22 protein-coding genes are annotated in these 20,164 nt (G+C 49.1%); 12 read left to right on the top strand and 10 right to left on the bottom strand.

From position 1 onward, the window contains the following. Window positions 1-25: 25 nt before the first annotated feature. Window positions 26-652 (bottom strand): lysoplasmalogenase, encoded by a 627-nt coding sequence (locus A1SC_RS07505; RefSeq protein WP_000964706.1) that lies wholly within the window; start codon window positions 650-652, stop codon window positions 26-28. A gap of 140 nt (window positions 653-792) precedes the next feature. On the opposite strand from A1SC_RS07505, the gene A1SC_RS07510 reads away from it, so the two are divergent. Further along, the gene (locus A1SC_RS07510; RefSeq protein WP_000030471.1) at window positions 793-1,152 is read left to right on the top strand and encodes a DUF2500 domain-containing protein; all 360 of its coding nucleotides are present in this window, start codon (window positions 793-795) and stop codon (window positions 1,150-1,152) included. Between the two features lie 2 nt (window positions 1,153-1,154). Here the strand turns inward: A1SC_RS07510 and A1SC_RS07515 are convergent, their stop codons facing one another. Further along, window positions 1,155-1,424 (bottom strand): DUF1145 family protein, encoded by a 270-nt coding sequence (locus A1SC_RS07515; protein ID WP_001517271.1) that lies wholly within the window; start codon window positions 1,422-1,424, stop codon window positions 1,155-1,157. Then, on the bottom strand, window positions 1,414-2,010 hold the full coding sequence (gene rsmD, locus A1SC_RS07520) for a 16S rRNA (guanine(966)-N(2))-methyltransferase (RefSeq protein WP_000743180.1): 597 nt from the start codon (window positions 2,008-2,010) through the stop codon (window positions 1,414-1,416). Before rsmD ends, A1SC_RS07515 begins: the two co-directional genes overlap by 11 nt. Before the next feature lie 149 nt (window positions 2,011-2,159). On the opposite strand from rsmD, the gene ftsY reads away from it, so the two are divergent. The 4 genes from ftsY (at window position 2,160) to rpoH (ending at window position 6,519) form a co-directional block, all read left to right on the top strand. Further along, window positions 2,160-3,698, top strand: coding sequence for a signal recognition particle-docking protein FtsY (gene ftsY, locus A1SC_RS07525; RefSeq protein WP_001040682.1), 1,539 nt, complete (start codon window positions 2,160-2,162; stop codon window positions 3,696-3,698). Between the two features lie 2 nt (window positions 3,699-3,700). Further along, entirely contained in the window at window positions 3,701-4,369 is a 669-nt protein-coding gene (gene ftsE / locus A1SC_RS07530; protein ID WP_000617724.1) for a cell division ATP-binding protein FtsE, read from the top strand. Next, entirely contained in the window at window positions 4,362-5,420 is a 1,059-nt protein-coding gene (ftsX, locus tag A1SC_RS07535) for a permease-like cell division protein FtsX (RefSeq protein ID WP_001042022.1), read from the top strand. Before ftsE ends, ftsX begins: the two co-directional genes overlap by 8 nt. 244 nt (window positions 5,421-5,664) lie before the next feature. Next, window positions 5,665-6,519: an RNA polymerase sigma factor RpoH gene (rpoH, locus tag A1SC_RS07540; protein WP_000130220.1), complete on the top strand. Its 855-nt coding sequence runs from the start codon at window positions 5,665-5,667 to the stop codon at window positions 6,517-6,519. 101 nt (window positions 6,520-6,620) lie between these two features. Here rpoH and dapA read toward each other — a convergent pair whose 3' ends face one another. From dapA to A1SC_RS07570, 6 genes are read right to left on the bottom strand one after another with little or no spacing between them, the layout of a single operon-like run. After that, the gene (gene dapA / locus A1SC_RS07545; RefSeq protein WP_000661258.1) at window positions 6,621-7,505 is read right to left on the bottom strand and encodes a 4-hydroxy-tetrahydrodipicolinate synthase; all 885 of its coding nucleotides are present in this window, start codon (window positions 7,503-7,505) and stop codon (window positions 6,621-6,623) included. Next, window positions 7,505-8,425: a phosphoglycerate dehydrogenase gene (locus A1SC_RS07550; protein WP_016262633.1), complete on the bottom strand. Its 921-nt coding sequence runs from the start codon at window positions 8,423-8,425 to the stop codon at window positions 7,505-7,507. Before A1SC_RS07550 ends, dapA begins: the two co-directional genes overlap by 1 nt. 1 nt (window position 8,426) lies before the next feature. Then, on the bottom strand, window positions 8,427-9,281 hold the full coding sequence (locus A1SC_RS07555) for a PTS system mannose/fructose/sorbose family transporter subunit IID (RefSeq protein ID WP_000370586.1): 855 nt from the start codon (window positions 9,279-9,281) through the stop codon (window positions 8,427-8,429). After that, a complete protein-coding gene (locus tag A1SC_RS07560; RefSeq protein ID WP_000021881.1) occupies window positions 9,274-10,020 on the bottom strand; it encodes a PTS mannose/fructose/sorbose/N-acetylgalactosamine transporter subunit IIC in 747 nt (248 codons plus the stop codon). Before A1SC_RS07560 ends, A1SC_RS07555 begins: the two co-directional genes overlap by 8 nt. A 16-nt stretch (window positions 10,021-10,036) precedes the next feature. After that, on the bottom strand, window positions 10,037-10,522 hold the full coding sequence (locus A1SC_RS07565; protein WP_016249309.1) for a PTS sugar transporter subunit IIB: 486 nt from the start codon (window positions 10,520-10,522) through the stop codon (window positions 10,037-10,039). 6 nt (window positions 10,523-10,528) lie between these two features. Continuing rightward, window positions 10,529-10,930 carry a PTS sugar transporter subunit IIA gene (locus A1SC_RS07570; protein ID WP_001071222.1) on the bottom strand — a complete coding sequence of 134 codons (402 nt, stop codon included), beginning with the start codon at window positions 10,928-10,930 and terminating at the stop codon, window positions 10,529-10,531. 543 nt (window positions 10,931-11,473) lie between these two features. On the opposite strand from A1SC_RS07570, the gene livJ reads away from it, so the two are divergent. Beyond that, window positions 11,474-12,577 carry a branched chain amino acid ABC transporter substrate-binding protein LivJ gene (gene livJ, locus A1SC_RS07575; RefSeq protein WP_010381090.1) on the top strand — a complete coding sequence of 368 codons (1,104 nt, stop codon included), beginning with the start codon at window positions 11,474-11,476 and terminating at the stop codon, window positions 12,575-12,577. Between the two features lie 187 nt (window positions 12,578-12,764). Here the strand turns inward: livJ and panM are convergent, their stop codons facing one another. After that, complete coding sequence (gene panM / locus A1SC_RS07580; RefSeq protein ID WP_000778773.1) at window positions 12,765-13,148, bottom strand: aspartate 1-decarboxylase autocleavage activator PanM; 384 nt, start codon at window positions 13,146-13,148, stop codon at window positions 12,765-12,767. A 422-nt stretch (window positions 13,149-13,570) separates the two neighbouring features. Here panM and livK point away from each other — a divergent pair, with 422 nt between their 5' ends. From livK to ugpB, 6 genes are all read left to right on the top strand, one after another. Further along, on the top strand, window positions 13,571-14,680 hold the full coding sequence (gene livK, locus A1SC_RS07585; RefSeq protein ID WP_001517262.1) for a high-affinity branched-chain amino acid ABC transporter substrate-binding protein LivK: 1,110 nt from the start codon (window positions 13,571-13,573) through the stop codon (window positions 14,678-14,680). A gap of 47 nt (window positions 14,681-14,727) precedes the next feature. Beyond that, complete coding sequence (gene livH / locus A1SC_RS07590; RefSeq protein WP_016262632.1) at window positions 14,728-15,654, top strand: high-affinity branched-chain amino acid ABC transporter permease LivH; 927 nt, start codon at window positions 14,728-14,730, stop codon at window positions 15,652-15,654. After that, window positions 15,651-16,928 (top strand): branched chain amino acid ABC transporter permease LivM, encoded by a 1,278-nt coding sequence (gene livM / locus A1SC_RS07595; RefSeq protein ID WP_000803810.1) that lies wholly within the window; start codon window positions 15,651-15,653, stop codon window positions 16,926-16,928. Before livH ends, livM begins: the two co-directional genes overlap by 4 nt. After that, window positions 16,925-17,692: a high-affinity branched-chain amino acid ABC transporter ATP-binding protein LivG gene (livG, locus tag A1SC_RS07600; protein WP_000082101.1), complete on the top strand. Its 768-nt coding sequence runs from the start codon at window positions 16,925-16,927 to the stop codon at window positions 17,690-17,692. Before livM ends, livG begins: the two co-directional genes overlap by 4 nt. Before the next feature lies 1 nt (window position 17,693). Beyond that, window positions 17,694-18,407, top strand: coding sequence for a high-affinity branched-chain amino acid ABC transporter ATP-binding protein LivF (gene livF, locus A1SC_RS07605; RefSeq protein ID WP_000416891.1), 714 nt, complete (start codon window positions 17,694-17,696; stop codon window positions 18,405-18,407). Between the two features lie 407 nt (window positions 18,408-18,814). After that, window positions 18,815-20,131 (top strand): sn-glycerol-3-phosphate ABC transporter substrate-binding protein UgpB, encoded by a 1,317-nt coding sequence (gene ugpB, locus A1SC_RS07610; protein ID WP_000803211.1) that lies wholly within the window; start codon window positions 18,815-18,817, stop codon window positions 20,129-20,131. Window positions 20,132-20,164: the final 33 nt, after the last annotated feature.

Raw genomic sequence — 20,164 nt, 5'->3', positions numbered from 1 at the left:
GAGTCGACTCCAGAGTCAAGTTTTATCAGAGATACAGTGAGCGGACGATGAGGAAGTGACCGGCAAAATAGCAAGCCGCTGCAATGGCGTTATCCGCACGGAAGCGGCGGCGATAGTGACTACCCAGCCAGACAAAGTTACTGATGAACAGCAGTGCAGCGCCCATAAAAGCAGAGAGTGCGGGAGCGGTCGGGCGGAAGAACCACAGCTCACCTGCCAGCCACACCATTACCAGCGTCATACCGACAAAAGTACAGACAGGCCAACGGAACTCTTCCAGACGCGTCCAGATAATGGCCAGTAATAGCGCGCCCAGCACCAGCAGTACCAGCGGCAACGGCCAGAAGAAGGAGAGCGTCATCTGGCTGGCGAAATAGATGGTGTACAGCAGGTGTGAGAGGAAAAACGCGCCGATGGCGTACATCAGACGCTGGCGTGGTAACAGGGTTAACGCATCACCCAGCAGTGACGCACACAGCCCCGCCAGCACCAGATAACTAATCGCGTCGAACATTGGTGCCTGCCAGGCCAGCAATAGCAGGAGAAGAAGGGTTAACGGTTTAAATAGCCAGCGTTGCCAGGTTGGCCCACGGTACGATGCATCCACAGATAGCCATGCGGAAAGACAGACAGCGATAAACGACCAAAGCATCTTAGTTCCTTGAATTCGTTATTTTTTCGTAAGCGGAATGCCTACAGTCTTGCTTCCAGTTTAGTGGCGAGGGTGGACGGATGACAACACCATAACTGGCAGGGTATGCTTATTTCCGCATTTTCCGATGAGGGATAAAGATGAGCAAGGCACCTCTTTTCTTTATTGTTATCATTGGCTTAATCATTGTCGCCGCATCGTTTCGCTTTATGCAGCAGCGACGGGAAAAAGCTGATAATGATATGGCACCGCTCCAGCAACAACTGGTGGTGGTGAGCAATAAGCGAGAAACACCGATTAACGATCGTCGTTCGCGTCAGCAGGAAGTGATACCGGCTGGCACCAGTCTGCGTTATGAGGCGAGTTTCAAACCGCAAAGCGGCGGACTGGAGCAGACGTTCCGTCTTGACGCTCAACAGTACCATGCCCTGACGGTGGGTGATAAAGGTACGTTGAGCTTTAAAGGAACGCGTTTTGTCAGCTTTGTTGGCGAGCAATAAGGTTATTTTTTAACTTTAAATTTCTTCTGCCAGACCAGCAGTTCAAACACGCCGAAAAGGAAAATACGCACCTTTTCGGCAGTGGTCATCTGTGGGCCATCTTTCGGTAAGGTCGATTTCAACAGCGCCAGTTGCATACCATGCATCAGAACCGTAAAAATCAGCGCGACATTAACGAAAATATTCAGCGGGCGTGGGAATGGTTGAAAAAGATTGAGGATTAAAAATCCCCAAACGCAGAGCATTAACAAACGTCCAATATTAATCAGCATCACTTTCTCCTTGTGTTTCACGCTGATACAACCGATAAGCGACCTGACCCGCCACTTTTTCGCGATACAACGACCAGTTTGCCGGAACGGTGGGCAGGCCATTTTCTACTTCACTTTCAACATAAACCCAGGCTTCATCAGCCAGCCAGCCGTTGTTTTCCAGTAAATTAATGGTTTCTTCCAACAAGCCACGGCGGAACGGTGGGTCAACAAACACAATATTATGCGGCGTTCCTTTTTGCATCAGAAAAGACATCGCATTGGTGTTCACGACTCGCGCATTGCCTGCTTTCAGCGTCGCCAGATTCTTGATTAACTGCTGAGATACTGCACGATCCATCTCAACCAGCGTAGCTCCCGCAGCGTAGCGTGACAAGGCTTCCAGCCCCAGAGCCCCGCTACCTGCGAAGCAATCCAGACATTGCGCATCAACAATTATCGGCGCTAGCCAGTTAAACAAGGTTTCACGTACGCGATCAGTAGTGGGGCGTAGACCTGGGCTATCAGGAACCGGGAGTTTACGGCCTCGCCACTGCCCGCCAATAATGCGGATTTGACCGCTGCCGGAATGATTCGGTTTTTTCATGATAAAGTGCTCAATCCGCCAGATAACACATAATTGCAGGCGGTGATGTGGAATAAGTTAAGTGATAGACTATTTCATCATTTTTTTAGCTGCTATGTACATAGCGTGAACGCTGTGCCATGAAGCAACAGCGAGGAGTATAGTCGCAGATGGCGAAAGAAAAAAAACGTGGCTTTTTTTCCTGGCTGGGCTTTGGTCAAAAAGAGCAGACCCCGGAAAAAGAGACAGAAGTCCAAAATGAACAACAGGTTGTAGAAGAAATCGTTCAGGCAGAAGAGCCTGCGAAAGTAGCTGAACAAGCTGTTGAAGAGCAGCCGCAGGTTCATACTGAAGCCGGGGCGGAAACTTTTGCTGCCGAAGTGGTGGAAGTAAGCGAACAGGTTGTCGAAAGTGAGAAAGTGCAGCCTGAAGCTGTTAGCGAACCGGAAGTTATTGCAGAGCCGGAATCTATAGTTGAAGAAGCGCCAGCGCCGGTAGTTGAACCCGAAGTCACGCCGGAACCGGTGGCTATTGAGCGTGAAGAACTGCCGCTGCCGGAAGAAGTCAAAGCCCAGGAAGTTTCGCCAGAAGAATGGCAGGCAGAAGCGGAAACCGTGGAGATTGTCGACGCGGCGGAAGAACAAGCGGCGCAAGAAGAAATCACTGACGAAGAGCTGGAAGCGCAGGCACTGGCCGCCGAAGCGGTAGAAGAGGCGGTGATGGTGGTTACTCCGGCAGAAGAAGATCAGCCGGTTAAAGAAATCGCTCAGGAACAGGAAAAACCAACCAAAGAAGGTTTCTTCGCGCGCCTGAAGCGAAGCCTGTTAAAAACGAAAGAAAACCTCGGTTCCGGATTTATCAGCCTGTTCCGTGGGAAAAAAATCGACGATGATCTGTTTGAAGAGCTGGAAGAACAGCTTTTGATTGCCGATGTGGGCGTGGAAACCACACGCAAAATCATCACCAATCTGACAGAAGGCGCATCACGCAAGCAGCTTCGCGATGCTGAGGCGCTTTACGGCCTGCTGAAAGAAGAGATGGGTGAGATTCTGGCGAAGGTTGATGAGCCTCTGAATGTCGAAGGCAAAACACCATTCGTGATCCTGATGGTGGGCGTCAACGGTGTGGGTAAAACCACGACCATCGGCAAGCTGGCGCGTCAGTTTGAGCAGCAGGGCAAGTCGGTAATGCTGGCGGCAGGCGATACTTTCCGTGCGGCAGCGGTTGAGCAGCTTCAGGTCTGGGGACAGCGCAATAATATTCCGGTGATTGCCCAGCATACCGGTGCGGACTCCGCCTCTGTTATCTTCGATGCCATTCAGGCCGCTAAGGCGCGTAATGTTGATGTCCTGATTGCCGATACCGCCGGACGTTTGCAGAACAAATCGCACCTGATGGAAGAGCTGAAGAAAATCGTTCGCGTGATGAAGAAACTCGACGTTGAAGCTCCGCATGAAGTTATGCTGACTATCGACGCCAGCACCGGGCAGAATGCGGTAAGCCAGGCCAAACTGTTCCACGAAGCGGTTGGCTTAACCGGTATCACGCTGACGAAACTGGACGGCACGGCGAAAGGCGGGGTAATTTTCTCGGTGGCTGACCAGTTTGGTATTCCTATCCGCTATATTGGTGTAGGCGAACGTATTGAGGATTTGCGTCCGTTTAAAGCGGACGACTTTATTGAGGCACTTTTTGCCCGAGAGGACTAAAAATGATTCGCTTTGAACATGTCAGCAAGGCTTATCTCGGTGGGAGGCAGGCGCTGCAGGGCGTGACGTTCCATATGCAGCCGGGTGAGATGGCGTTTCTGACCGGTCATTCCGGCGCAGGGAAAAGTACCCTCCTGAAGCTGATCTGTGGGATTGAGCGGCCCAGCGCCGGGAAAATCTGGTTTAGCGGCCATGACATCACGCGTCTGAAAAACCGTGAAGTTCCGTTTCTGCGCCGCCAGATCGGTATGATTTTCCAGGATCACCATCTGCTGATGGATCGTACTGTCTACGATAACGTGGCGATCCCGCTGATTATCGCCGGTGCCAGTGGTGACGATATCCGTCGCCGTGTATCGGCGGCGCTGGATAAAGTCGGGCTACTGGACAAAGCGAAGAACTTTCCTATTCAGCTTTCTGGCGGTGAACAACAACGCGTTGGCATTGCCCGTGCGGTGGTTAACAAACCTGCGGTACTGCTGGCGGATGAACCGACCGGTAACCTGGACGACGCGCTGTCAGAAGGGATTTTACGTTTGTTTGAAGAGTTTAACCGCGTTGGAGTAACAGTATTAATGGCAACGCACGATATTAACCTGATTTCGCGGCGTTCCTATCGCATGCTCACTCTGAGCGATGGTCACTTGCATGGAGGCGTGACCCATGAATAAGCGCGATGCAATTAATAATATTCGCCAGTTCGGTGGACGTCTGGATCGCTTCCGTAAATCGGTCGGCGGCTCTGGCGACGGTGGTCGTAACGCGCCGAAACGAGCGAAGTCATCACCGAAACCGGCGAATCGCAAAACCAATGTTTTCAACGAACAGGTGCGCTATGCGTTCCACGGTGCTTTGCAGGATCTAAAAAGCAAACCGTTCGCCACGTTTTTAACGGTGATGGTGATCGCCATCTCCCTGACGCTGCCCAGCGTTTGTTATATGGTGTACAAAAACGTCAACCATGCGGCGACGCAATATTATCCGTCACCGCAAATCACCGTTTATCTGCAAAAAACGCTGGACGATGATGCCGCAGCGGGGGTGGTTGCGCAGCTACAGGCCGAGCAGGGCGTGGAGAAAGTGAATTATCTTTCTCGTGAAGACGCGCTGGGCGAGTTCCGTAATTGGTCTGGTTTTGGCGGTGCGCTGGATATGCTGGAGGAAAACCCGCTTCCGGCAGTAGCGGTGGTGATCCCGAAACTCGATTTTCAGGGTACGGAGTCACTGAATACGCTACGTGACCGTATTACCCAGATTAACGGCATTGATGAAGTGCGAATGGACGATAGCTGGTTTGCCCGTCTGACCGCGCTGACTGGGCTGGTTGGGCGTGTTTCGGCAATGATCGGCGTGCTGATGGTGGCGGCAGTGTTCCTTGTTATCGGCAACAGTGTGCGTCTGAGCATTTTTGCCCGTCGTGATTCTATAAACGTGCAGAAACTGATTGGCGCGACGGATGGTTTCATCCTTCGCCCGTTCCTGTACGGTGGTGCGCTGCTGGGATTTTCTGGCGCATTGCTGTCATTAATTTTGTCAGAAATCCTGGTGCTACGTTTGTCATCGGCGGTTGCAGAAGTGGCACAGGTATTCGGAACGAAGTTTGATATCAATGGGTTATCTTTCGATGAATGCCTGTTGTTGTTGCTGGTGTGTTCGATGATTGGCTGGGTGGCAGCGTGGCTTGCCACGGTGCAGCATTTACGCCACTTTACGCCGGAATAATAAAAGCGTGCTATACTCTTTCCCTGCAATGGGTTCCGTAGCAGGGAAAGAGACCCCGTTGTCTCTTCCCGGTATTTCATCTCTATGTCACATTTTGTGCGTAATTTATTCACAAGCCAGCATTGAACTTGTGGATAAAATCACGGTCTGATAAAACTGTGAATGATAATCTCGTTGCTCTTAAGCTCTGGCACAGTTGTTGCTACCACTGAGGCGCCAGAAGATATCGATTGAGAGGATTTGAATGACTGACAAAATGCAAAGTTTAGCTTTAGCCCCTGTTGGCAACCTGGATTCCTACATCCGGGCAGCTAACGCGTGGCCGATGTTGTCGGCTGACGAGGAGCGGGCGCTGGCTGAAAAGCTGCATTACCATGGCGATCTGGAAGCAGCTAAAACGCTGATCCTGTCTCACCTGCGGTTTGTTGTTCATATTGCTCGTAATTATGCGGGCTATGGCCTGCCACAGGCGGATTTGATTCAGGAAGGTAACATCGGCCTGATGAAAGCAGTGCGCCGTTTCAACCCGGAAGTGGGTGTGCGCCTGGTCTCCTTCGCCGTCCACTGGATCAAAGCAGAGATCCACGAATACGTTCTGCGTAACTGGCGTATCGTTAAAGTTGCGACGACCAAAGCACAGCGCAAACTGTTCTTTAACCTGCGTAAAACCAAGCAGCGTCTGGGCTGGTTTAATCAGGATGAAGTCGAAATGGTGGCTCGCGAACTGGGCGTTACCAGCAAAGACGTGCGTGAGATGGAATCGCGTATGGCGGCACAAGACATGACATTCGATATGTCTTCCGACGACGATTCCGATAGCCAACCGATGGCTCCGGTGCTCTATCTGCAGGATAAATCATCTAACTTTGCCGACGGCATTGAAGATGATAACTGGGAAGAGCAGGCGGCAAACCGTCTGACCGACGCGATGCAAGGTCTGGACGAACGTAGCCAGGACATCATCCGCGCGCGCTGGCTTGACGAAGACAACAAATCTACGTTGCAGGAACTGGCTGACCGTTACGGCGTTTCCGCCGAGCGTGTGCGTCAGCTTGAAAAGAACGCGATGAAAAAACTTCGCGCTGCTATTGAAGCGTAACTGCACAACGCGTTGAGCTGTACCTGATAACCCCTGGAAGCGAGTCCGGGGGTTTTTGTTTCTGCTGTCTTGCCGGATAAGGTGCATCCGGCATTTATCATTTACAGGAATTTATAGCCTTTTAGCATTTCCTTGATGTCTTCGACGATCGCGTCGTTTGGCATATGAATTGGTCTACGGGTAATACCGGCTTTCACGCCCATCAGGTTTAGTGCTTCCTTCATTACCGCAGGCGCAGTCATTTTTTTAATGGTCATGCGTAGCGAATCCATCTTGTTGCGCTCTTCCTGTGCTTTATCCAGTTCACCGGCCATGAAGTAGTTATATAAATCGACTTCAATAGTAGGCAGAACATTCGACGTTGCAGCAACAGCAGCCACAGAACCTTCTTTAAATGCATCCAGCATTAAGGAGTCTGAGCCATTTAACACCTTAAAGTTTTTATGTTTAGATATTTCCAGATATTGTTTCTGAACTTCAAATTTACCACTGCTATCTTTTATCGCTACGATATTTTCAATATCGGCTAAACGGTTTGCCGTTTCATATTCAATACTCAACCCTGTCTGACCCGGCAAGTTATAAAGAATAATGGGGGCTGTTGTGCTTAAGGCAATATCATAATAGTGGCGGTATAAATCTTCCTGGTTAGGCACCAGGTAGTATGGTGTCACAACGGAAATGTAATCGGCACCTGCATCTACTAAGCGTTTTGTTAATTCAATCGTTTGTTTTGTGCTACAGCAACCCGCGCCTGCACAAATAGTCACTTCATTGCCAACTTCTTCAACTACGGCTTTTGTTAGTTCAACTTTTTCGTCATCGGAGAGCAAATGAAACTCACCGTTCGTTCCGCAAATAAACAAGCCGTGTACGCCTTTATCGACTAACCAACGTGCCATTTTTTTTGCTGCTGAAATGTCCATTTTTTCCATTTCATCGAAAGGCGTTACCATTGCGGTAATAATCCCTTTAAGCTCTTTCATTATTCTTTCTCCAGTTCCTGTAGGACATTTTTAATAGAAATTTGCATGGTGTTATGCTCGGCCTCATTGGTGAATGAAGCAGCATGAGGTGTAATAGAATAATTTTTTAGTTCTTTAATTTTTGCTGAACGTTCCTTCAACTCAATATCTTCGCTGGCAAAGGCTATTTTCTGATTAATAAGTGCGCTATATAAAGATTCTTCATCAACCAATCCCCCCCTTGCTGTGTTAATTAAAATGGCCGAGGGTTTTATTTTATCGAATACCGTCTCGTTGATCAGATTACGAGTATTATCCAGTAACGGCAAATGTAGAGAAAGGATGTCGCTATGATGATAAATATCATCCAGTGATTTAAGCTCTATATAAGATGGAACTTTATTTTTATCGAGATAGGGATCATAGGCGGTGATAATCATTCCAAGAGAATGAGCAATATGGGCAACATGCTGACCAATTGCACCAAGCCCAATTAATCCCAGCGTTTTTTGATATAGCTCATGACCGACAAGCCTGACATCCTGACCATTTCTGGCTTGATTCTCGGTTTCGACATATTTTCGGCAACTGGAGAGCATCATCAGGATGGCCATCTCTGCAACGGAAATAGAATTGGCATTGAGAGCTTTGTGCACTACGATGCCTTTTCTATTCGCGTAATCGACATCTATATTGTCTAACCCTACACCATATTTCGATATAACCTTCAAGTTTTTGGCCTGATCAATCACTTCTCTGTCTAAAGGATCGTTGCCGGTAATAATGGCATCTGCATATTTAATTTTCTCGATGAGTTCTTCCTTGCTATATCGACCTCCACTGGCATTACATTCAACGTCATAACCTGCAGATTGTAGTTTTTCAATATAGACTTTGCCTTTATCAACAAAAGGTCTTGGCGTGATAGTTATCTTTTTCATTTTATAAAACTCCAAAGAAAGAAAACGCCAGGCTTAAAAACAGAATAGTTACCAGAATGCGTAAGAAATGTGGGCCACACTTTTGTATGTAAAAATAAATACCCAACACGGCAATAAGCGGCAACATGTTAGGTACAATTTTATCCAGCATATCCTGCAAGACGATGGTATTACCGCCACCGGTTGTAATGTGCAATGGCGTCTTAATTTTTACATATGTTGCTGAAAGCGCCCCCATCATCAACAACCCGAACATTCCTGCGCCTTCAATGATTCGATGAATGCTACCAGAATGCAGGATTTCCAGGATTGATTCTTTCCCTTTTTTATAGCCGATATTGAGTGCAAATCGACTGGCGAAAAACATGTAAACAACCTGGTAAATCAGGGGGAGAAGTGCGGCAATAACGTATCCCTGAATAACAAACGGGATACAGACACCAATAACAATGGGGCGCAATGTACCAAAGTCTAACGTGTCACCAATACCTGATACAGGCCCCATAAGACCCGTTTTTAAACCCGTAACGAGCTGCGTTGTTGCTTCACGTTGTTCTTCTGGTTCCTGAGCTGCTTTTTCCTCCAGCGCAATACTAATACCAGCGATAACCGATCCCCAGTTCGCCTGAGTGTTGAACATGGTTAAATGGCGTTGTAGGGCTTTAGCGAGATCTTTTTCATCGGGATATAATTTCGCTAATACCCCTGTCATTGCGTTACAAAATGCCAGCGCTTGCAAGCGTTCGAAATTCAAAGATGTTTCAGAGAACGCGTGCCATTTTAGCCAAACAATCTGAACATCTCTTTGCGTAATTGGTGAGGATGCTGAGTATCCTGACTCAATTGTATTATCCATTTTGCGTTCCTTTTGCATTTTGTGACTGCATATATAAGAGGACGGCACAGAGTCCAAAAATAGAGATGCCAATAGTATTCAAACCTGAATAGGTCACGAGGAAAAAGCCGATAATGAACAGAGGGATATATTGTTTTTTACCGATGACAATGATGGTTATTGCGAAACCGAGTGCAGGCAGAATATTACCGGCAATCGCCAGTCCATTCGTCGACCAGGCGGGAAGCAGGTTTACAAAAGAGGCAATGGCATCCGGGCCGTACAAACAGGCGATGAATACCGGTACAAAACGCATCGGAAAGGCTAACAGGAGAGGATATATTGTGGCTGCGCGTTGTATGCCTTTGATATCCCCTTTTTCTGCATAGCGGTCAGCCATGTGGACAAACGTAGTGTTCAGTGTTTTGCGCACGTTTTCCAGAACCACGCCCAGCAATCCCAGAGGAATAGCTAAAGAGATAGCAATTTCTGGTTTAATACCTGCGGTAAGTGCAATTGGGATTGCGATACACGAGGCTAAACCTTCATCGGCAGGAGGGTTTCCTCCCGGGGCAATACTCCCGATATAGATCATCTGTAAGGTGGCCCCAACAGATAAAGCGGTTGGCATATCATTAAAGATTAGTCCCATAATAGGCGCTATCGATAATGGCATACGCATAATAGAAAAACCGTACCATACTTTTGCCTGGGATATCCAATATACCAGGGCAATAATTGCTGCGGTAAAAATAGACATAAGTTCCTCTCCTTAATTAAGGTAACTTATTTTTGATTTTTTGTAGGCTGGCAGGATCTTCTTCAGGAATAGTTTGGAAATAAACTTTTATATTCTTATCTTCGATGATTTGAAGTTTGTCGGCATCTTCATGATTGAGTGATATTTGATTGAAAACTATTTTCCTTCCTGGAGTGTTTTCAACGCCGCCGACCTGTAATTCCTCTAGCATTAAACCACCTTGTATGGTTTGTAATGCAGAATCGATCGATTTGAAAAGTATTAATAGCTTTCCTTCATAGAAGTTATTGCTATTCCAGCGCTGTAATACATCTTCAATAGATGTCATTATTACTTCGACGCCACTTGGCGCTGCCATCTTATAGACTTCGGCAAGAAAAGGATCGCGTGATAAAGGGTCATCAATGACAATTATTTTATTAGCATCACTTCTTTTTAACCATTTTGTTATAACTTGTCCATGAATTAAACGGTAATCAATACGGGCATGTACTATACTCATAGTTTATCATCCTTTATTAAAGTAATAAGTTTGAACCATTTCTTTACCCGCATCATGTACATGTTGAACATATTCTTCAAAGGTAAGTATTTCGTCAGAATCCTGTAACATGTTGGCTTCGATTAACATAGCCAAATTGACACCGCTGATACAGCGAATGGGAAAATCTTTAGAAAGAAGGAGGGCAATATTTGATGGCGTTCCGCCATAGATATCTGTGAATATGAGCGTATCAATACCAGGCCTGAGTACCGCTTTTACTTGTAGCATAAGTGTTTCAGGTGACATTCCAGGCTGCAGAGAAAGCGACGTGGAATTTTTTGTTTTACCTACAATCATTTCGCTGCTGGATAATAAATAATTACCAGCTTCACCGTGTGTCAGAATTATAATATCGAACTGATTCAAATGATAAGTTCCTTTTATAGTTATGGCGCGGCTGATAAGAAATAAATATTCATAATTCGAATGTTATGTTTCTTATCATATTAAGGATGAATCCTTTGTCTAAGATTTTATATTAATTCGAATAAATTAAAATGTTAACAGGATCACAGATGGTAGCGTTGGCTAAAATTGCTAATAAACTTTTTGTAATAAATAAGAGGAAGGGTGGGTTATATTTTATTGTTTTAAATGATGATTAATGTTTTATTTATTCTTGAACTGAATATCTTATTTAAGATATGCCATAAATATAGCAAATAATATATTAATATACATTTCATGTATTTATAAATATCTAAGCGAAGATATGGTTCTCAATGATGGTAATTTTTGTTATGAATTTGTGGTGTTTCGTCTAAATTTCTCGTTCCAAAATCATAAAAATCGGGTATGTTTTAGCAGAGTATGCTGCTAAGGCACGGGTAGTCATACACAAAACGAAATAAAGTGCTGTACAACAACATCACAATACACGTAATAACCAGAAGAATGGGGATTCTCAGGATGAATATAAAGGGTAAAGCGTTACTGGCAGGATGTATCGCGCTGGCATTCAGCAATATGGCTCTGGCGGAAGATATCAAAGTCGCGGTTGTCGGAGCGATGTCTGGCCCGGTAGCCCAGTATGGTGACCAGGAATTTACTGGCGCAGAGCAGGCAGTTGCGGATATTAACGCCAAAGGCGGCGTTAAAGGCAACAAACTGCAAATCGTAAAATATGACGATGCCTGTGACCCGAAACAGGCGGTAGCAGTGGCGAACAAAGTTGTTAACGACGGCATAAAATATGTGATTGGCCACCTCTGTTCTTCATCAACGCAGCCAGCGTCTGACATCTATGAAGATGAAGGTATTTTAATGATCACCCCAGCGGCAACCGCGCCAGAACTGACCGCGCGTGGCTATAAGTTGATTATGCGCACCACTGGCCTGGACTCTGACCAGGGACCAACAGCGGCGAAATATATTCTTGAGAAAGTGAAACCGCAGCGTATTGCTATCGTTCATGACAAACAGCAGTACGGTGAAGGTCTGGCGCGTGCGGTGCAGGACGGCCTGAAGAAAGGTAACGCTAACGTGGTGTTCTTTGACGGCATCACCGCCGGAGAAAAAGACTTCTCAACCCTGGTGGCGCGTCTGAAGAAAGAGAATATCGACTTCGTTTACTACGGCGGTTACCACCCGGAAATGGGGCAGATCCTGCGTCAGGCACGTGCGGCGGGGTTGAAAACCCAGTTTATGGGGCCGGAAGGTGTGGCTAACGTCTCGCTGTCTAATATCGCGGGCGAGTCAGCGGAAGGTCTGCTGGTGACCAAGCCGAAGAACTACGATCAGGTTCCGGCGAACAAACCAATTGTTGACGCGATCAAAGCGAAAAAACAGGATCCAAGCGGCGCATTCGTGTGGACCACCTACGCGGCACTGCAATCTTTACAGGCGGGTCTGAACCAGTCCGACGATCCGGCTGAGATCGCCAAATACCTGAAAGCGAACCCGGTTGATACGGTGATGGGGCCGCTGACCTGGGATGAGAAAGGCGATCTGAAAGGCTTCGAGTTCGGCGTGTTTGACTGGCACGCTAATGGCACGGCGACCGATGCGAAGTAATCATTAATCGGCAACCCAGGGTTGCCGTCAAATTGCTGATATCAAGTTCATTGCTTCATGCCGGATGCGGCGTAAACGCCTTATCCGGCCTACAAGATCTACAGAAATCAGTAAATTGAAATACACATTGTAGGCCTGATAAGCGTAGCGCATCAGGCAATCCCTCGTTTGTCATCACACCTGAATATTAATGCTTTTCCCAGCCGCCCGGTTGTTCCTTAAATCCCAACGCCTGCATAAACGCCGCCATCACGCTGCGATCTTCCACACCGGCATCCGCCATCCACCAGCATGAAACGCCAGGATTGTTACGTAACACCTCTTCCAGCAGATATTGCCCCACACCGCGTCGGCGGGTGACTTCCCGCACGCGTAGGGAATCCAGTGCCCCCTGAGTGCCGCTTAAGGTTACTCGCACGGCAGCAAGCAGGCGCTCGTTAAAACGCGCGGCGTAGATACGGTGGTTATCGTCAACCTGTAAAGACGCAGGGGAATACTCCGGCCAGATCTTTTGCAGGTCAATCCGGTCCTGGTCGCTAAAATTTTCTAATCGAATGATGGTCAGCTTCATAGGTAACCCGTACAAATCACAAAAGTGGAACCAGTGTAGCGAAATAATTTAATCGGAGGCTTTCTCTTTTTTATTTCTTTTGGCAGGTGATTAATTTTTTTTCAGCAATAATTACAAATTAAAAACATTAGAGAATGAAAATTGTCCAGCATAATCCCCTGAATGGTAGTGAATTATTCCGCCCTTTGTGTCGTTATTTTATGCTGACAACGGCGCTTTTTTCTGTTTATCTATCAATAAATTCAGAATATTATCTGTTCTTAATCGACTGAAAAATAGGGATTTTAATCGCTATTATCACAAAATACTGCGCTAAACCCTTAATCAGACAGGCAAAACAGCGCAGTATAAAAAAAGAACAACCAGATTTTTTAATACATAAAAACAAAGCAACACAACATTACGAGTGGGGATTTTGAATAATGAAACGGAATGCGAAAACTATCATCGCAGGGATGATTGCACTGGCAATATCACACACCGCGTTGGCCGACGATATTAAAGTTGCCGTTGTCGGCGCGATGTCTGGCCCGGTTGCCCAGTGGGGCGATATGGAATTTAACGGTGCTCGCCAGGCAATCAAAGACATTAACGCGAAAGGAGGAATTAAAGGCGATAAGCTGGTTGGCGTGGAATATGACGACGCCTGCGATCCGAAACAAGCCGTTGCGGTCGCCAACAAAATCGTTAACGACGGCATTAAATACGTTATTGGTCATCTCTGTTCCTCCTCTACCCAGCCGGCGTCGGACATCTATGAAGACGAAGGTATTCTGATGATCTCGCCGGGGGCGACCAACCCGGAACTGACTCAACGCGGTTATCAACACATCATGCGCACTGCCGGGCTGGACTCCTCCCAGGGGCCGACTGCCGCGAAATACATTGTTGAGACGGTGAAACCTGAGCGCATCGCCATTATTCACGACAAACAACAGTATGGCGAAGGGCTGGCGCGTTCGGTGCAGGACGCGTTGAAAGCGGCTAATGCCAATATCGTCTTCTTCGACGGCATTACTGCTGGCGAGAAAGATTTCTCCGCGCTGGTTGCCCGCCTGAAAAAAGAAAACATCGACTTCGTTTACTACGGCGGTTACTACCCGGAAATGGGGCAGATGCTGCGCCAGGCTCGTTCCGTCGGCCTGAAAACCCAGTTTATGGGGCCGGAAGGTGTCGGTAACGCGTCGCTGTCGAACATTGCCGGTGATGCTGCCGAAGGTATGTTGGTCACCATGCCAAAACGCTATGACCAGGACCCGGCAAACCAGGGCATTGTTGATGCGCTGAAAGCCGACAAGAAAGATCCAACCGGTCCCTATGTCTGGATCACCTACGCAGCGGTGCAATCTCTGGCGACTGCCCTTGAGCGTACCGGCAGCGATGAACCGTTGGCGTTGGTGAAAGATTTAAAAGCTAACGGTGCTAATACCGTGATTGGGCCGCTGAACTGGGATGAAAAAGGCGATCTGAAGGGATTTGATTTTGGTGTCTTCCAGTGGCACGCCGACGGTTCTTCCACGGCAGCCAAGTAATCATCCCACTGCCCGTGAAAAGCGGGCAGGTTTAGAAAGGTTACCTTATGTCTGAGCAGTTTTTGTATTTCTTGCAGCAGATGTTTAACGGCGTCACGCTGGGCAGTACTTACGCGCTGATTGCCATCGGCTACACCATGGTTTACGGCATTATCGGCATGATCAACTTCGCCCACGGCGAGGTTTATATGATCGGCAGCTACGTCTCGTTTATGATCATCGCTGCGCTGATGATGATGGGCATTGATACCGGCTGGCTGCTGGTGGCGGCGGGATTCGTCGGTGCAATAGTCATTGCCAGCGCTTACGGCTGGAGTATCGAACGGGTAGCGTATCGCCCGGTGCGTAACTCTAAACGTCTGATTGCCCTTATTTCCGCGATTGGCATGTCTATCTTCCTGCAAAACTACGTCAGCCTGACCGAAGGTTCGCGCGACGTGGCGCTGCCCAGCCTGTTTAATGGTCAGTGGATAGTGGGTCATAGCGAAAGCTTCTCTGCGTCTATTACCACCATGCAGGCGGTGATCTGGATTGTCACCTTCCTCGCCATGCTGGCGCTGACGATTTTCATTCGCTATTCCCGTATGGGACGCGCGTGTCGTGCCTGCGCGGAAGATCTGAAAATGGCGAGTCTGCTTGGCATTAACACCGACCGGGTGATTGCGCTGACCTTTGTGATTGGCGCAGCGATGGCGGCGGTGGCAGGCGTTCTGCTCGGTCAGTTCTACGGCGTGATTAACCCCTATATTGGCTTTATGGCCGGGATGAAAGCCTTTACTGCTGCGGTACTCGGCGGGATTGGTAGCATTCCGGGGGCGATGATTGGCGGGCTGATCCTGGGGATTGCGGAGGCGCTCTCTTCTGCCTATCTGAGTACGGAATATAAAGATGTGGTTTCATTCGCCTTGCTGATTCTGGTGTTGCTGGTGATGCCGACCGGTATTCTGGGGCGTCCGGAGGTAGAGAAAGTATGAAACCGATGCATATTGCAATGGCGCTGCTCTCTGCCGCCATGTTCTTTGTCCTGGCGGGCGTCTTTATGGGCGTGCAACTGGAGCTGGACGGCACCAAACTGGTGGTCGACACGGCTTCGGATGTCCGTTGGGAATGGGTGTTTATCGGCACGGCGGTGGTCTTTTTCTTTCAGCTTGTGCGACCTGCTTTCCAGAAAGGGTTGAAAAGCGTTTCCGGGCCGAAGTTCATCCTGCCAGCGATTGATGGTTCCACGGTGAAACAGAAGCTGTTCCTCGTGGCGCTGCTGGTGATTGCGGTGGCGTGGCCGTTTATGGTGTCGCGAGGGACGGTGGATATCGCCACTCTGACCATGATCTATATTATCCTCGGCCTCGGGTTGAACGTGGTGGTAGGGCTTTCCGGCCTGCTGGTGCTCGGTTATGGCGGATTTTACGCCATTGGTGCTTACACCTTTGCGCTGCTCAATCACTATTATGGTCTTGGTTTCTGGACCTGTCTGCCGATTGCCGGTCTGATGGCAGCGGCGGCGGGCTTCCTGCTCGGTTTCCCGGTGTTGCGTCTGCGCGGTGATTATCTGGCGATCGTTACTCTCGGCTTCGGTGAAATTGTGCGTATTTTGCTGCTCAATAATACTGAAGTTACCGGCGGTCCGAACGGCATCAGCCAGATCCCTAAACCGACCTTTTTTGGCCTCGAGTTCAGTCGTACTGCCCGTGAAGGCGGCTGGGATACCTTCAGTAATTTCTTTGGCCTGAAATACGATCCGTCCGATCGCGTCATCTTTCTCTACCTGGTGGCCTTGTTGCTGGTGGTGTTTTCTTTATTCGTCATTAATCGCCTGCTGCGGATGCCGCTGGGTCGCGCATGGGAAGCGTTGCGTGAAGATGAAATCGCCTGTCGTTCGCTGGGTTTAAGCCCGCGCCGTATCAAGCTGACAGCCTTTACCATCAGCGCCGCGTTTGCGGGTTTCGCCGGAACGCTGTTTGCTGCGCGCCAGGGCTTTGTCAGCCCGGAATCCTTCACCTTTGCCGAATCGGCATTTGTGCTGGCAATTGTGGTGCTCGGTGGCATGGGGTCACAGTTTGCGGTGATTCTGGCGGCAGTTCTGCTGGTGGTGTCGCGCGAGTTGATGCGTGATTTCAACGAATACAGCATGTTGATGCTCGGTGGCCTGATGGTGCTGATGATGATCTGGCGTCCACAGGGCTTGCTGCCCATGACACGCCCGCAACTGAAGCTGAAGAACGGCGAAGCGAAAGGAGAGCAGGCATGAGTCAGCCATTATTATCTGTTAACGGCCTGATGATGCGCTTCGGCGGCCTGTTGGCGGTGAACAACGTCAATCTCGAGCTGTACCCGCAGGAAATCGTCTCGTTAATCGGCCCTAACGGTGCCGGAAAAACCACGGTCTTCAATTGCCTGACCGGATTCTACAAACCCACCGGCGGCACCATTTTACTGCGCGATCAGCATCTGGAAGGTTTGCCCGGCCAGCAAATTGCCCGCATGGGCGTGGTGCGCACCTTCCAGCATGTGCGTCTGTTCCGTGAAATGACAGTGATTGAAAACCTGCTGGTGGCGCAGCATCAGCAACTAAAAACCGGGCTGTTTTCCGGCCTGTTGAAAACGCCTTCTTTCCGTCGCGCCCAGAGTGAAGCGCTCGACCGCGCCGCAACCTGGCTTGAGCGCATTGGTTTGCTGGAACACGCCAACCGCCAGGCGAGCAACCTGGCCTATGGCGACCAGCGTCGTCTGGAGATTGCCCGCTGCATGGTGACGCAGCCGGAGATTTTAATGCTCGACGAACCGGCGGCAGGTCTTAACCCGAAAGAGACCAAAGAACTGGATGAGCTGATTGCCGAGCTGCGTAATCATCACAACACCACTATCTTGTTGATTGAGCACGATATGAAGCTGGTGATGGGGATTTCAGACAGAATCTACGTGGTTAATCAGGGGACGCCACTGGCAAATGGTACGCCGGAGCAGATCCGTAATAACCCGGACGTGATCCGTGCCTATTTAGGTGAGGCATAAGATGGAAAAAGTCATGTTGTCCTTTGACAAAGTCAGCGCCCACTACGGCAAAATCCAGGCGCTGCATGAGGTGAGCCTGCATATTAATCAGGGAGAGATTGTTACCTTGATTGGTGCGAACGGCGCAGGGAAAACCACCTTGCTCGGTACGTTATGCGGCGACCCGCGCGCCACCAGCGGACGAATTGTGTTTGATGATAAAGACATTACCGACTGGCAGACGGCGAAAATCATGCGTGAAGCAGTGGCGATTGTCCCGGAAGGGCGTCGTGTCTTCTCGCGGATGACGGTGGAAGAGAACCTGGCAATGGGCGGTTTCTTTGCCGAAAGAGATCAGTTTCAGGAGCGCATAAAGTGGGTCTATGAGCTGTTCCCGCGTCTGCATGAGCGCCGTATTCAGCGGGCGGGCACCATGTCCGGCGGTGAACAGCAGATGCTGGCGATTGGTCGTGCACTGATGAGCAATCCGCGTTTGCTGCTGCTTGATGAGCCATCGCTCGGACTGGCACCGATTATCATCCAACAAATCTTCGACACCATCGAGCAGTTGCGCGAGCAGGGAATGACCATCTTCCTCGTCGAACAGAATGCCAATCAGGCGCTGAAGCTGGCAGATCGCGGCTACGTGCTGGAAAACGGTCATGTGGTGCTCTCCGATACCGGCGACGCACTACTGGCGAACGAAGCGGTGAGAAGCGCGTATTTAGGCGGGTAATAACGCGTTGATTGATAAGGAGTCAAAAGACTCCTTTGAGACAGGTGACAAATGTAAAATTGCCTGATGCGCTGCGCTTATCAGGCCTATTGGGTGAGTTGCAATATATTGAATTTGCACGATCTTGTAGGCCGTATAAGGCGTTCACGCCGCATCCGGCATGAAACGATGAGCACATTATCTACAATCTGTAGAGTTTGACTCAGACCTTCTATTTTCCCGCTTATCCGTGCCCCATCTCCCATTTTCCCTCACCCGTACCGTCACCGCCTTGTCATCTTTCTGACACCTTACTATCTTAAAAATGTAACAAAAGAGTTATTTTTCTGTAATTCGAGCATGTCATGTTACCCCGCGAGCATAAAACGCGTGAATTCGCGCATCCGGTACAACAAGAGAGATAATCAATGAAACCGTTACATTATACAGCTTCAGCACTGGCGCTCGGATTGGCGTTAATGGGGAATGCACAGGCCGTGACGACTATTCCGTTCTGGCATTCGATGGAAGGGGAACTGGGTAAAGAGGTGGATTCTCTGGCTCAACGTTTTAACGCCGAAAACCCGGATTACAAAATTGTACCGACCTACAAAGGCAACTACGAACAGAATTTAAGCGCGGGTATCGCAGCATTTCGTACCGGTAACGCGCCGGCTATTTTGCAGGTTTATGAAGTTGGCACCGCCACCATGATGGCGTCGAAAGCGATTAAACCGGTGTATGAAGTATTTAAAGATGCGGGGATTAACTTCGATGAGTCGCAGTTTGTGCCGACGGTTTCAGGCTACTACTCCGACAGCAAAACCGGACATTTACTCTCCCAACCGTTCAACAGCTCGACTCCCGTTCTCTATTACAACAAAGATGCTTTCAAAAAAGCAGGGTTAGACCCGGAGCAGCCGCCGAAAACCTGGCAGGATTTGGCTGACTATGCCGCAAAACTGAAAGCCTCCGGTATGAAGTGCGGCTACGCCAGCGGCTGGCAGGGCTGGATCCAACTGGAAAACTTTAGCGCCTGGAATGGCCTGCCATTTGCCAGCAAAAACAACGGGTTTGACGGCACAGATGCGGTGCTGGAGTTCAACAAGCCGGAGCAGGTGAAACATATCGCTATGCTGGAAGAGATGAACAAGAAGGGCGATTTTAGCTACGTCGGGCGTAAGGATGAATCCACCGAGAAGTTCTATAACGGTGATTGCGCGATGACGACCGCCTCTTCCGGTTCGCTTGCCAACATTCGAGAGTATGCCAAATTCAACTATGGCGTAGGCATGATGCCTTACGACGCCGATGCGAAAGATGCGCCACAAAACGCCATTATCGGCGGAGCCAGCCTGTGGGTGATGCAGGGCAAAGATAAGGATACTTACACCGGTGTGGCGAAGTTCCTCGACTTCCTCGCGAAGCCAGAAAACGCTGCTGAGTGGCATCAGAAAACCGGTTATCTGCCGATCACTAAAGCGGCTTATGACCTGACCCGTGAGCAGGGCTTTTACGAGAAAAACCCAGGAGCGGATACTGCGACGCGTCAGATGCTGAACAAGCCGCCGTTGCCGTATACCAAAGGACTGCGTCTGGGCAATATGCCGCAGATCCGCGTAATTGTGGATGAAGAGCTGGAGAGCGTGTGGACCGGTAAGAAGACGCCACAGCAGGCGCTGGATACCGCCGTTGAGCGTGGGAATCAGTTGCTGCGCCGCTTTGAGAAATCGACGAAGTCTTAATCAGTGTAATGTCGGATGCGTTTCGCTTATCTG

The sequence above is a fragment of the Escherichia sp. KTE52 genome, assembly GCF_000408325.1.
Classification (GTDB): Bacteria; Pseudomonadota; Gammaproteobacteria; order Enterobacterales; family Enterobacteriaceae; genus Escherichia; species Escherichia marmotae.
The sequence above is the reverse complement of the archived record's forward strand: the minus strand, read 5'-3'. Positions and strand labels throughout refer to the sequence as shown.

Excerpts from the sequence above, each read along its gene's own strand:
- ftsY (WP_001040682.1), top strand. The coding sequence starts at position 2,160 with ATGGCGAAAGAAAAAAAACGTGGCTTTTTTTCCTGGCTGGGCTTTGGT.
- rsmD (WP_000743180.1), bottom strand. The coding sequence starts at position 2,010 with ATGAAAAAACCGAATCATTCCGGCAGCGGTCAAATCCGCATTATTGGC.
- A1SC_RS07505 (WP_000964706.1), bottom strand. The coding sequence starts at position 652 with ATGCTTTGGTCGTTTATCGCTGTCTGTCTTTCCGCATGGCTATCTGTG.
- ftsE (WP_000617724.1), top strand. The coding sequence starts at position 3,701 with ATGATTCGCTTTGAACATGTCAGCAAGGCTTATCTCGGTGGGAGGCAG.
- A1SC_RS07565 (WP_016249309.1), bottom strand. The coding sequence starts at position 10,522 with ATGAGTATAGTACATGCCCGTATTGATTACCGTTTAATTCATGGACAA.
- A1SC_RS07550 (WP_016262633.1), bottom strand. The coding sequence starts at position 8,425 with ATGAAAAAGATAACTATCACGCCAAGACCTTTTGTTGATAAAGGCAAA.
- livH (WP_016262632.1), top strand. The coding sequence starts at position 14,728 with ATGTCTGAGCAGTTTTTGTATTTCTTGCAGCAGATGTTTAACGGCGTC.
- livG (WP_000082101.1), top strand. The coding sequence starts at position 16,925 with ATGAGTCAGCCATTATTATCTGTTAACGGCCTGATGATGCGCTTCGGC.
- dapA (WP_000661258.1), bottom strand. The coding sequence starts at position 7,505 with ATGAAAGAGCTTAAAGGGATTATTACCGCAATGGTAACGCCTTTCGAT.
- livK (WP_001517262.1), top strand. The coding sequence starts at position 13,571 with ATGAAACGGAATGCGAAAACTATCATCGCAGGGATGATTGCACTGGCA.
- ftsX (WP_001042022.1), top strand. The coding sequence starts at position 4,362 with ATGAATAAGCGCGATGCAATTAATAATATTCGCCAGTTCGGTGGACGT.
- ugpB (WP_000803211.1), top strand. The coding sequence starts at position 18,815 with ATGAAACCGTTACATTATACAGCTTCAGCACTGGCGCTCGGATTGGCG.
- A1SC_RS07555 (WP_000370586.1), bottom strand. The coding sequence starts at position 9,281 with ATGGATAATACAATTGAGTCAGGATACTCAGCATCCTCACCAATTACG.
- A1SC_RS07510 (WP_000030471.1), top strand. The coding sequence starts at position 793 with ATGAGCAAGGCACCTCTTTTCTTTATTGTTATCATTGGCTTAATCATT.
- rpoH (WP_000130220.1), top strand. The coding sequence starts at position 5,665 with ATGACTGACAAAATGCAAAGTTTAGCTTTAGCCCCTGTTGGCAACCTG.
- A1SC_RS07560 (WP_000021881.1), bottom strand. The coding sequence starts at position 10,020 with ATGTCTATTTTTACCGCAGCAATTATTGCCCTGGTATATTGGATATCC.
- livJ (WP_010381090.1), top strand. The coding sequence starts at position 11,474 with ATGAATATAAAGGGTAAAGCGTTACTGGCAGGATGTATCGCGCTGGCA.
- livM (WP_000803810.1), top strand. The coding sequence starts at position 15,651 with ATGAAACCGATGCATATTGCAATGGCGCTGCTCTCTGCCGCCATGTTC.
- livF (WP_000416891.1), top strand. The coding sequence starts at position 17,694 with ATGGAAAAAGTCATGTTGTCCTTTGACAAAGTCAGCGCCCACTACGGC.
- panM (WP_000778773.1), bottom strand. The coding sequence starts at position 13,148 with ATGAAGCTGACCATCATTCGATTAGAAAATTTTAGCGACCAGGACCGG.
- A1SC_RS07515 (WP_001517271.1), bottom strand. The coding sequence starts at position 1,424 with ATGCTGATTAATATTGGACGTTTGTTAATGCTCTGCGTTTGGGGATTT.